This is a genomic window from Prevotella sp. AM42-24 (assembly GCF_003461825.1).
Classification (GTDB): domain Bacteria; phylum Bacteroidota; class Bacteroidia; order Bacteroidales; family Bacteroidaceae; genus Prevotella; species Prevotella hominis.
Genome location: NZ_QTXV01000040.1, coordinates 17,177 through 29,336 on the forward strand (window position 1 = coordinate 17,177; position 12,160 = coordinate 29,336).

General features: G+C 46.6%; 11 protein-coding genes. 9 read left to right on the top strand and 2 right to left on the bottom strand.

Annotated elements, in window-relative coordinates:
• Positions 1-218 precede the first annotated feature (218 nt).
• The 9 genes from DW917_RS11530 (at position 219) to DW917_RS11570 (ending at position 10,318) form a co-directional block, all read left to right on the top strand.
• A complete protein-coding gene (locus DW917_RS11530) occupies positions 219-1,574 on the top strand; it encodes a Na(+)-translocating NADH-quinone reductase subunit A (RefSeq protein ID WP_118118857.1) in 1,356 nt (451 codons plus the stop codon).
• A 19-nt stretch (positions 1,575-1,593) separates the two neighbouring features.
• Positions 1,594-2,751, top strand: coding sequence for an NADH:ubiquinone reductase (Na(+)-transporting) subunit B (locus tag DW917_RS11535; RefSeq protein ID WP_118118859.1), 1,158 nt, complete (start codon positions 1,594-1,596; stop codon positions 2,749-2,751).
• A gap of 18 nt (positions 2,752-2,769) precedes the next feature.
• Complete coding sequence (locus DW917_RS11540) at positions 2,770-3,372, top strand: FMN-binding protein (protein ID WP_118118861.1); 603 nt, start codon at positions 2,770-2,772, stop codon at positions 3,370-3,372.
• Positions 3,373-3,384: 12 nt separating this feature from the next.
• On the top strand, positions 3,385-4,011 hold the full coding sequence (locus DW917_RS11545) for an NADH:ubiquinone reductase (Na(+)-transporting) subunit D (RefSeq protein WP_118118863.1): 627 nt from the start codon (positions 3,385-3,387) through the stop codon (positions 4,009-4,011).
• 1 nt (position 4,012) lies between these two features.
• Positions 4,013-4,636 carry an NADH:ubiquinone reductase (Na(+)-transporting) subunit E gene (gene nqrE, locus DW917_RS11550; protein WP_118118865.1) on the top strand — a complete coding sequence of 208 codons (624 nt, stop codon included), beginning with the start codon at positions 4,013-4,015 and terminating at the stop codon, positions 4,634-4,636.
• Between the two features lie 18 nt (positions 4,637-4,654).
• The gene (nqrF, locus tag DW917_RS11555) at positions 4,655-5,929 is read left to right on the top strand and encodes an NADH:ubiquinone reductase (Na(+)-transporting) subunit F (protein WP_089542481.1); all 1,275 of its coding nucleotides are present in this window, start codon (positions 4,655-4,657) and stop codon (positions 5,927-5,929) included.
• A 576-nt stretch (positions 5,930-6,505) separates the two neighbouring features.
• Positions 6,506-7,045, top strand: a complete 540-nt coding sequence (gene yfcE / locus DW917_RS11560; RefSeq protein WP_118118867.1) for a phosphodiesterase — start codon at positions 6,506-6,508, stop codon at positions 7,043-7,045.
• A 24-nt stretch (positions 7,046-7,069) separates the two neighbouring features.
• Positions 7,070-8,713, top strand: a complete 1,644-nt coding sequence (locus DW917_RS11565) for an NAD(P)/FAD-dependent oxidoreductase (RefSeq protein WP_118118869.1) — start codon at positions 7,070-7,072, stop codon at positions 8,711-8,713.
• Positions 8,714-8,743: 30 nt separating this feature from the next.
• Positions 8,744-10,318, top strand: a complete 1,575-nt coding sequence (locus DW917_RS11570) for an ATP-binding protein (protein WP_118118871.1) — start codon at positions 8,744-8,746, stop codon at positions 10,316-10,318.
• Positions 10,319-10,373: 55 nt separating this feature from the next.
• Here DW917_RS11570 and DW917_RS18170 read toward each other — a convergent pair whose 3' ends face one another.
• Both DW917_RS18170 and DW917_RS11580 read right to left on the bottom strand, forming a co-directional pair.
• Positions 10,374-10,799, bottom strand: coding sequence for an AAA family ATPase (locus tag DW917_RS18170; RefSeq protein WP_370453534.1), 426 nt, complete (start codon positions 10,797-10,799; stop codon positions 10,374-10,376).
• Positions 10,775-12,160 (bottom strand): AAA family ATPase (locus DW917_RS11580; RefSeq protein WP_233524721.1); only part of this gene is annotated, 1,386 nt, incomplete at its 5' end. The genes DW917_RS18170 and DW917_RS11580, both read right to left, overlap by 25 nt.

Sequence of the window (12,160 nt, forward strand, 5' to 3'; positions counted from 1 at the left end):
AAAGTCTCTGTTTAGCCGACATTTTGACTTGTGAGTCAACGGGAATGAGACGAAGGGAAAAAGTCCCACAGATTACGCAGATTTACGCAGATTTATCTTCACTGGCGAAGATGCAGTATGAAAGATAATTCGTGAGAACTGTAGGAGATGAAAGAAATAGTTTTCAACGAAAGTAATAAGAACGAAAATCAGTTTATATAAATATTTAATATGTAGTTATGGCAAATGTAATTAAGTTACGTAAAGGCTTGGACATTAACCTGAAGGGGAAGGCTTCCAAGGATGTTGCGCTGCAAGTGTCAGAGACTGACGAGTATGCACTCGTTCCTGAGGCTTTTGTAGGTGTTACTCCTAAGGTAGTAGTGCGCGAGGGTGACCATGTCAATGCCGGTGATGCCTTGTTTGTCAATAAGGCATGCCCAGAGGTGAAGTTTGCCTCACCTGTGAGTGGTGTTGTGACCGCCATAGAGAGGGGTGACCGCCGCAAGGTACTCTGCATCAAGGTAAAGGCCGATGCTGAGCAGACCTCAACGGATTTCGGTAAGAAGATCGTGGATGAGATGGATGGCGATGCTGTCAAGCAGGCTTTGCTTGAGGCGGGACTTTTCGGATACATCAACCAGTTGCCTTACGCTATGTCAACAACTCCAGACACAACGCCTAAGGCAATTTTCGTTTCCACACTTCGTGATATGCCGTTGGCAGCCGACTTTGAGGTGGAACTTCTCGGCAACGAGCAGGCATTCAAGACTGGTCTTATCGCATTGAGCAAGATCGCCAAGACTTACCTCGGTGCAGGTGTCAACCAGCCAAATGTAGCATTGATGGCAAGCAAGGGGGTAGAATTGAATATCTTCGACGGTCCTTGTCCTGCTGGTAATGTGGGTGTACAGGTCAACCATATCGACCCAGTCAACAAGGGTGAGGTGGTATGGACAGTAGATCCTGCAGCCGTTATCTTCTTCGGTCGCCTCTTCCTTACTGGTAAGGTGGATCTCAGCAAGAGGGTAGCAGTAGCCGGTAGCGAAATCAAGACTCCAGGTTATGCTGAAGTATTGGTAGGTACCCCTTTGAGTACTTTTGTAGCCGACCAGTTGAAAACTACTGAGCACGTGCGAGTTATCAATGGCAATCCTCTGACAGGTACTCAAGCATCACTTGCCTCTTATGTAGGTGGACACACCTCAGAGATCACCGCTATTCCAGAGGGTGACGACAAGGATGAGATGCTGGGCTGGATACTTCCACGCACCGATCAGTTCTCTACATCCCGCAGCTATTTCTCATGGCTTTTCGGCAAGAAGAAGGAATATGCGCTGGATGCACGTGTGAAGGGTGGTGAGCGCCACATGATCATGAGCGGCGAGTACGACTCAGTATTGCCAATGGACATCTATGGTGAGTATCTCATCAAGGCCATCATCACAGGCGATATCGATAAGCAGGAGCAACTCGGTATCTACGAGGTGAGCCCAGAAGACTTTGCTGTAGCTGAGTTTGTAGATAGTTCCAAGCTCGAACTCCAGAAGATTGTACGTGACGGTTTGAATACCTTGCGTAAGGAGAATGCTTAATTTAATGAATAAATAAAAAATGAGTGCATTAAGAAATTATCTCAATAAGATAAAGCCTAACTTCCAGGAGGGAGGTAAGCTTCATGCCTTCGAGAGTGTCTTCGATGGTTTCGAGAGTTTCCTGTACGTGCCTAACACGACAGCGAAGAGCGGAGCTAATATTCACGACTCTATCGACTCGAAGCGCATCATGAGCTTTGTGGTAATCGCCCTGATTCCTGCATTGCTCTTCGGTATGTATAATGTGGGATACCAGAATTTCAAGGCTGCCGGTACATTGGATACTGCCAGCTTCATCGAGGTCTTCGGCTTCGGATTCTTAGCTGTCCTCCCTAAGTTGCTGGTTAGCTACATCGTGGGTCTCGGCATCGAGTTTGCCTGGGCTCAGTGGAAGCACGAGGAAATCCAGGAGGGTTATCTCGTCAGCGGTATCATCATCCCATTGATCATTCCTATCACTACACCGCTCTGGATGCTTGCCTTGGCTTGCGCCTTCGCAGTTATCTTCTGCAAGGAAATCTTCGGTGGTACAGGTATGAACATCTTCAATGTGGCTGTAGGTGCCCGTATGTTCCTCTTCTTCTCATATCCATTGGCTATGAGTGGTGATAAGGTTTGGATTGCCAAGGATGCCATCTTCGGTCTCGGCAACACCTTGCCTGACGGATTCACAGCGGCTACTCCGCTCGGACAGTTGGCTCAGAACATTACGCCTACCGCTAATCTCTGCGACGCCATCACAGGTTTCATCCCGGGCTGTATTGGTGAGACATCTGTCATCGCCATTGCCATCGGTGCCATTATCCTTCTCTGGACAGGTATCGCATCTTGGAAGACCATGGGTTCTGTATTCGCAGGTGGTATCGTGATGGCGCTTATCTTCCAGGCGCTCGGCATGACTCCTATCGCTTGGTATGAGCACATCGTTCTCGGTGGTTTCTGCTTCGGTGCCGTATTCATGGCTACCGACCCTGTAACCTCTGCCCGTACAGAAAAGGGTAAGTACTTCTACGGATTCTTCATCGGTGCCATCGCCGTGATCGTACGTGTGATGAACCCAGGTTATCCAGAGGGTATGATGCTCGCTATCTTCTTCGGCAATATGTTTGCTCCACTCATCGACTACTGTGTAGTACAGAGCAACATCTCTCGCCGTGCTAAACGTGCAATTAAATAATGTAGGAGGAATGTAGATATGAAGACAAATTCAAATAGCTATACTATTATCTATTCGGTTATCATCGTGGTAATCGTAGCATTCCTGCTCGCATTCGTGTCTTCTTCATTGAAGGCAACACAGGATGCTAACGTGGCACTGGATACTCAGAAGCAGATTCTGAACTCACTCAACCTCCGCGACCTCGACAATGCAACTGCGGCTGCCAAATATAAAGAGGTGGTAAAGGCTGAGAAGGAGAAGGACGGCATGAAGTATTACGAGTGCGAGATTGATGGTCAGAAGAAGACTGTATATTCTGTAAAGGGTATGGGTCTCTGGGGCGGTATTTCAGGCTTCATCGCCGTGGATGCCGACAACAATACCATCTATGGCGTATATTTCAACCACGAAGGCGAGACAGCCGGACTCGGTGCTGAAATCAAGGACAACCTGAAGTGGCAGCAGAAGTTCCAGGGCAAGAAGATTCACAAGGATGGCGTACAGGGCATCGCGCTCGGCGTTGAGAAAGACGCTCCAGCAGGCGACCCAAACAATGTGGATGCCGTGACAGGTGCTACATTGACATCCGATGGTGTGGATGCTATGCTCAAGGAAGGTCTTGCTAAATTCATTAAATAATTAAGCGATATTATGGCATTATTTAGTAAACAAAATAAGGAGGCATTCATCAAGCCATTGAACGGTGACAACCCTGTCCTCGTCCAGGTGCTTGGTATCTGTAGTGCCTTGGCTGTTACTTCACAGTTGAAGCCAGCCATTGTGATGGGACTTGCCGTTACGATCATCACGGCATTCTCTAATGTGATTATTTCCATCATCCGCAACACCATCCCTCAGCGCATCCGTATCATCGTTCAGCTGGTAGTGGTTGCTGCCTTGGTTACCATCGTGAGCCAGGTGTTGAAGGCTTTCGCCTATGATGTGAGCGTGCAGCTCTCAGTGTATGTAGGTCTGATCATCACCAACTGTATCCTGATGGGTCGTTTGGAGGCATTTGCCATGATGAACAAGCCTTGGCCTTCATTCCTCGATGGTGTAGGTAATGGTTTGGGTTACGCCCTCATCCTCGTGATTGTGGGTGCAGTACGTGAGCTTTTAGGCCGTGGCTCATTGCTCGGTTTCCAGCTGATTCCAGAGGGAGCTTACGATTTCGGATATGTTAACAACGGTATGATGACGATGCCAGCGATGGCGCTGATTCTCGTTGGATGTGTAATCTGGGTACATCGTGCCTATATTTATAAGGAGGAGAAGTAAGATGGAGCACGCAATAAGTTTGTTTTTCCGTTCGATTTTCGTCGATAACATGATCTTTGCCTACTTCTTGGGTATGTGTTCATACTTGGCTGTATCTAAGAACGTGAAGACCTCTTTGGGATTGGGTCTTGCAGTAACCTTCGTGTTGCTCATCACCGTACCAGTAGATTATCTCCTGCAGACCAAGGTGCTCAGCGCTGACGGAATCTTAGGTGTGGATCTCACTTATCTGAGTTTCATCCTCTTCATCGCCGTCATCGCCGGTATCGTGCAGTTGGTCGAGATGGTTGTAGAGAAGTTCTCTCCATCGCTCTATGCAGCTTTGGGTATCTTCCTGCCATTGATTGCCGTAAACTGTGCCATCATGGGTGCATCACTCTTCATGCAGCAGCGCATCCTGATGGATCCTACCAATACTCAGGCTATCACCTCAGTATGGGATAGCATCGTATATGCAGTAGGTTCCGGTCTCGGTTGGACACTCGCCATCGTCTTGATGGGTGCCATCCGCGAGAAGATGCAGTATTGCGACGTGCCAAAGCCATTGCAGGGACTCGGCATCACATTTATCACAGTAGGCCTCATGGCAATGGCTATGCTTTGCTTCTCAGGCTTGAAAATCTAAAATAGGAGGACTATAGATATGGGTAATACATCATTTATATTGGCTAGTATCGGAGTTTTCCTCGTAGTGATTCTCCTATTAGTTATCATCCTGCTCGTGGCTAAGAAGTATCTCAGCCCAAGCGGAAATGTAAATATCGAAATCAATGGCGACAAGACCATCAACGTGCCTCAGGGCAGCAGTTTGATGACTACGCTGAATGAGAACGGCATCTTCCTGCCTTCTGCCTGCGGCGGTAAGGCAAGTTGCGGCCAGTGTAAGGTTCAGGTGCTCGAAGGCGGCGGCGAGATTCTCGATTCCGAGAAGCCTCACTTCACCCGTAAGCAGATCAAGGACCACTGGCGCTTAGGATGCCAGTGCAAGGTGAAGGGCGACCTGAAGATCAAGGTGCCTGAGAGTGTGATGGGCGTGAAAGAGTGGGAGTGCGAGGTAATCTCCAACAAGAACGTTTCCAGCTTCATCAAGGAGTTCAAGGTGGCTCTGCCTCCAGGCGAGCACATGGACTTCGTTCCGGGTTCTTACGCTCAGATCAAGATTCCTGCATACGACTGCATCGATTACGACAAGGACTTCGACAAGGATCTCATTGGTGAGGAGTACATCGGAGCATGGAAGAAGTTCAACATCTTCTCTCTCAAGGCTCACAATCCAGAGCCTACTGTTCGTGCTTACTCTATGGCGAACTATCCAGACGAGGGTGACATCATCACCTTGACCGTTCGTATCGCCACAACTCCATTCTTGCCACGTCCACAGGTAGGATTCCAGAACGTACCAACAGGTATCGCTTCTTCTTACATCTTCTCATTGAAGCCAGGCGACAAGGTAATGATGAGTGGTCCTTACGGTGACTTCCATCCTAACTTCACTTCTGGCAAGGAGATGATCTGGATTGGTGGTGGTGCCGGTATGGCTCCATTGCGTGCGCAGATTATGCACATGACCAAGACATTGCATACTACCGACCGTGAGTTGCACTTCTTCTATGGTGCTCGTGCGTTGGGTGAGGCGTTCTTCCTGGAGGACTTCTGGGAGCTTGAGAAGGAATTCCCTAACTTCCACTTCCATCTTTCACTCGACCGCAAGGACCCAGTGGCAGATGCTCAGGGCGTGAAGTACTACGAGGGATTTGCTGTTAACTGCATCCGTGATACCTACTTGAAGGATCACGAGGCACCAGAGGATTGCGAGTACTATCTCTGCGGACCTCCAATGTTGATCAAGACCGTAACCGATTATCTGGATTCTCTGGGAGTAGATCCTGAGAGCATCATGTATGATAACTTCGGATAAAGATAATAAAATAAGCCGTTCGAGGGTGTGTCATAAGTCCATGACGCACCCTTTTTATTTCCTACAAATACTTTTATAATTTCCCTTCTCTGCTCGGGTATTTTTTCTCCTTGCCCACGCAAGAATTTTTCCGTGGGCAGGGAAAAATAAAAGTGAGTACAGAGACGGAAATAATGCACCTAATTTCTCGAAAATTACAGCTGGATGAAGAAGCGCTTTTTTACAACTTAACGATGCGCATCATTAACACCTAACGATGCGCATCATTGACACCTAACGATGCGCATCATTAGACCTTAATAAAGCGCATCATTAGACCTCAATAAAACTTAGACCTCAATAAAGCGCTTTGTTAGAGCTTATAAATGTATTTCCTTTGAGGAAATGCTTTATAAAATGAGGGTGCGTCATGGCTTATGACACACCCTCGTTTTTTGTATTGTTAACAGACTTCTTGACTATAAATCTTGGTAGTTTGTCATTTTTTTCCTAATTTTGCATCACGTTATCCGTCACAATGGATCAACAGTGACAGAATCGCATCAAAATAATAGAAATCAAAAAGAAAGAAGAATTATGAAATACCTCTTATTTTCGGATATACATGGCTGCTTGCCAGCATTAGAACGGGCACTCGACTTCTATGAGGCTCAGAAGTGTGATATGATGTGCATCATGGGTGACATCATCAACTATGGTCCCCGCAACCGCATTCCGGAGGGCATCGACCCTAAGGGCATCGTGGAGCGCCTCAATGGTCTGGCAGACCAAATTATCGCCGTACGTGGCAACTGTGATGCCGAGGTCGATCAGATGCTGCTCGATTTCCCTATCATGGAAACCTACGCCCTGCTCGTGGATAACGGCAAGCGATACCTGCTGACCCACGGACATATATATAATAAGGAGAATATGCCTAAGGGACCTTATGATGCCATCATCTACGGTCATTCTCATCTCTGGGAACTGTCGCATTCCGACCGTGCCATCTGCAATACGGGCAGCATCATCTTCCCTAAGGGCGGCAATCCTCCTACCATCGCCACCTTAGAGGGCGGCAAGTTCACCATGTACAATTTGGATACATTGGAAGTCATGGCTACCATGGAGGTGTAATCAAAAAAGGAAAATCCTAACAATATGATCGAGGAATATCAAATCAGAATTCTGCCAGAACAGGCAGCGAGCGAGGAAGGCATCAAGCGCTATCTCGCCAAGGAAAAGGGGTTGGATGTGAGAACACTCAACCAGGTGAGGGTGCTCAAGAGAAGCATCGATGCCCGCCAGCGCACCATCTTTGTCAATCTCAAGGTGCGTGCCTATATCAATGAGTTTCCGCAGGACGACCAGTATGTCCATACGGAATATCCCGACGTGAGCAGTAAGCCTTGTGTCATCGTGGTGGGAGAGGGACCTGGCGGTCTCTTTGCTTCCCTCAAACTCATCGAATTGGGTTACAGACCGGTGGTTTTGGAGCGTGGCAAGGATGTGCGTGAGCGCAAGAAAGACCTCAGTAATATCACCAAGACCCAGAAGGTGGATGGCGAGAGCAACTACTGTTTTGGTGAGGGTGGCGCAGGTGCCTATAGTGATGGCAAACTTTATACCCGCAGCAAGAAACGTGGTAGTGTGGATAAGATACTGAATGTGTTCTGTCAGCATGGAGCCAATACGAATATCTTAGCTGATGCCCATCCGCATATCGGTACCGATAAGTTGCCGCGTGTCATCGAGAATATGCGCAATACCATTCTCCAGTGTGGTGGTGAGGTGCATTTCCAGACCAAGATGACCCGCCTGGTCTTGGAGGGCGACAAGGTGATAGGTGTGGAGGCTGTCAACCTGCCGACGGGTGCGGAGGAAAACTACCGTGGACCTGTGATCTTGGCTACCGGTCATAGTGCCCGTGATGTGTATCGTTATCTCGCTTCTTCCAAGATAGAGATTGAGGCGAAGGGCATTGCGGTGGGTGTTCGTCTGGAGCATCCTTCTCAGATCATCGATCAGATACAGTATCACAACAAGAACGGTCGTGGCAAGTATCTGCCTGCAGCCGAATACAGTTTTGTAACCCAGGTGGATGGCAGGGGTGTATATAGTTTCTGTATGTGTCCGGGCGGTTTTGTGATTCCTGCAGCTACGGGTCCAGAACAGCTTGTGGTCAACGGTATGAGTCCGAGCAACCGTGGTACGGCATGGAGCAATTCGGGCATGGTGGTGGAGACGCATCCTGAAGATGTAGCGCCATTTGTGAAGGATCATCAGGCAGTGTTGGAGGAAATCGAACTTCGCAGACAGGAGGATTCTTCACTCTTCACTTCTCACTCTTCCCTTCAAATGATGTATTTCCAGGAGATCTTGGAGAAACAGTGCTGGCAGCAGGGCAACATGAAGCAGACGGCGCCATCTCAGCGCATGGCCGACTTCGTGAACAACCGTTTGAGTTACGACCTGCCTAAGAGCAGTTATGCGCCGGGTCTGGTATCCAGTCCGCTTCATTTCTGGATGCCGTCATTTGTGAGCAAGCGTCTGCAGGAAGGATTCAAGACATTCGGCAAGAATGCGCATGGTTTCCTGACCAATGAGGCGATACTGATAGCGACGGAGACTCGCACCTCTTCCCCGGTCCGCATCGTTCGCGACCGTGAAACCTTGCAGCATGTCCGCATCCAGGGTCTCTTCCCTTGTGGTGAGGGAGCCGGCTATGCTGGTGGCATCGTTTCCGCAGGCGTGGATGGAGAGCGCTGTGCCGAAATGTGTGCGCAGTATATGGAGCAGCTGTGATTTAAAATAATCAAATAAAAGTTGATAATTATGGTAGAGACAAACGATAGAAGATTGCCTGTAGGTATCCAGTCCTTTGAGGAAATCAGAAGGGAAGGGTATCTTTATGTTGACAAGACAGATATCATCTGGCAACTTGCCAATAGAGGGAAAAAATATAATTACCTGAGCCGCCCACGCCGTTTTGGTAAGTCTGTGCTTGTTGATACGATCGAAGCTTATTTCTTAGGAAAGAAAGAACTCTTTGAGGGCTTGAAAATCATGGATTTAGAGACGGAATGGGTGAAACGTCCTGTCATCAGACTTGATATGAGTCGTGCTGGCGCTGAACCGAAAACATTACGATCTTATTTAGATCTTACTTTTGATAGACTGGAGGAGGAGTATGGTATTACTCCTAAACCTACAGCCCAGCTTGCCGACCGTTTTGATGCCATCATCCAAACAGCCTGCAAGCAGACTGGACAGCAGGTGGCGATTCTTATTGATGAATACGATTCTCCATTGCAGCATTCCTGGAAACCCCCTGAGCATGAGGCGTGCACAAATGTCTATAGAGAAGTGTTTGCCATACTCAAGGCAGATGATAAATACGAGAAGTTTGTCTTTATCACAGGTATCACCAAGTTTACACAGATTTCCCTTTTTTCTGTGCTCAATAACCTGAGCAATATCAGTTTTGATCCAGAATATGCTGCCATCTGCGGTATTACGAAGGAAGAAGCTCTCCGTGATTTCAAGCCTGAAATCAGTAAATTGGCAGCCAAGAACGACTGGACTTTCGATGAAGCCGTAGCACAATTGACGGCTTATTATGATGGTTATCATTTCAGTTATGAGAATATGGTGGATGTATTCAATCCATTCAGTCTCATCAATGCCCTTTCTGATTTTAGATTGAAGAACTATTGGGCTTCATCAGGTGCAACCTCGCTGCTTCCAAAGTTTGTGGATGATATGGAAATAAGGATGAAAGATTTTGAAAATTGTCCGATAGACAGCGATACTTTAGAGACCTCGGATGTGACAGGTGGAGGAGCAGAATTATTCCTCTATCAGTCTGGCTACCTCACAATCAAGGGATACATGGAGGGAATTTATTTGTTAGGCATTCCAAACAATGAAGTTCGCAGGGCTCTTTATAAGATAGTGTTACCTGTCTTGACGTTGAAAACTGAAGCCCAAGTCATATCTACTCAAAATATGTTGTTGTATTCGCTGAAACTTGGCAATCTTCCCGAAGCCATGAAATGTCTGAAAGCTCTCATTTCGGATGTACCTTACAGCAACAAGAAACTGGCAAGTATGGACATGGAGGAGCGATACCGCCTGATTCTGAGCACCATCTTCAATGCCATCGGTTGTCGGGTGGAAGTAGAGAAGATGATTGCTACAGGCAGAATTGATATGGTGGTAGAGACTATCAATATTGTCTATGTATTAGAACTGAAATTGAGCAATAATGGCGGTGTTGATGCTGCCGCAGAGCAGATAAAAGCCAAGCAATATGCCGAACCATTCCAGGCTGACAAGCGCAAAGTAATAGCCCTTGCCATAGAACTGGATGAGTTAGGAAAAGGATTGATTGATTGGAAAGCAATATAAAAAATCGGCGCATTTCCCGTATTTTTTGGGGAAATGTGCCGATTTTATGTTATTCTTACCACGTCAACGCTTTCTGAGCCTCTTTGTTAGGAATATCAAGCGTAAATAGCTTAGTTTCAGGGTCATAATCCTTAATGGTTATACAACCACTTTGGTAGAGAATAGGCAAAATTGAATTCATGTGTTTACCACCAGCCATGCTGAAATGCAGGACAGGATATTCCGTCCAGTCCTTTTCCAACTTTTCAATAGCAGGTCCTTTGAAGAGTTCCTTCTTTCCCTGGAAATAACTCTTACAGGTAGAAACCAATAGTGACTTTCCGCAGGCGTGGATGGAGAGCGCTGTGCCGAAATGTGTGCGCAGTATATGGAGCAGCTGTGATTTAAAAAAATCAAATATAAAAAACACCTGAGCATCATTTCGCTGCTCAGGTGTTTTTGTCGGAATATTTAGGCTTACATCACGTCTTCTATTTTCCAATCTGTAATATTATGTGTAGCGACATCAAAGTTGATGCCTACCTTTACGATTGGCAAGCCACATAGAGCAAAACGTTTAGTATATTCCTTGAGGTCAATCTGCTTCATCGCTGCAGCTGCATCCTTATTGAGTTTCAACTCAAAGAGATAGAGATGCGTAGCAGTTCTCAGTACCATATCCACTCTTCCTGACGGAGTGCGAACTTCTACGTCCACGTAATTATCAAGAATAGAGAATATCACATACATCATCTGCTGATAATGCCCCTCTGAATCCGCATTGTTGCAATACGGAACCGTGGCAAGAAAAGCTTGAAGCATCTGCAAAGCCCCATTCATATCATTACGGCGAATAAGAGCCGACATCTTTGCGATGGTGGTTGCTCCCTTAGGCGTAGTCATACCTATATAATTAGGTAAGAGACTGCGATATAGTCCTACACGAATCTCCTTGTTCGGGATGTCAAGCGTAAAAAGCTCAGTTTCAGGGTCGTATCCTTTTATAGTTATATAACCACTTTGATACAGTAAAGGCATGATGGACACCATCATTTCGGTCGGTGCGTCAAAGTCTGATTTGTCAGCCTCACAACGTCCTATATCAGAAGGCATTACCTGAAATTTCTTAAGCATTTCTATCAGATAGGTAGGTGTGCCTGAAGTAAACCAATAATAATCCAACTTACTTTTAGCCATAGCATTCAATAGACTATATGGATTGAAGATGTCGGGGGACTGGGCAGCAAAGTGATAACCATCATAAAATTCTTGCAATGCAACAAGAGTCTGAATTCGGGTTAGATTCATCTTAACTGCCAAAGCATCAACATCTGCTGACATCTGAGTCTCCAATTCCTCCTTGGTAATACCGCAGATTCCAGCGTACTCATGATCCATGCTGATATTGGTGATATTATTGAGTTCACTGAAGATGCTCATCTGCGAAAATTTAGTGATGCCAGTGAGGAAAACAAAGCGAAGCATAGGTTCGCAGTCTTTCAAAGGACTATAGAAATTACGCATGACATTGCGCAAATCTTTCAAATGAGCATCTTCATGCACAACATCAAGTAGGGGAGCATCATACTCATCAATGAGTACAACCACCTGCTTGCCAGTTTGCTGATAAGCTTTAATAATTAAATCTGCCAAACGGGTATTAGGATCCTGACGTGGAGTATCAATACCAAAAAGTTTCTCCAGTTTATTCAATTCGAAATCCAAATATCTTTCCAGCTGGTCTTTCTCCATGTGTTTACCGCCAGCCATGCTGAAATGCAGGACAGGATATTCCGTCCAGTCCTTTTCCAACTTTTCAATAGCGAGTCCTTTGAAGAGTTCCTTCTTTCCCAGAAAATAACT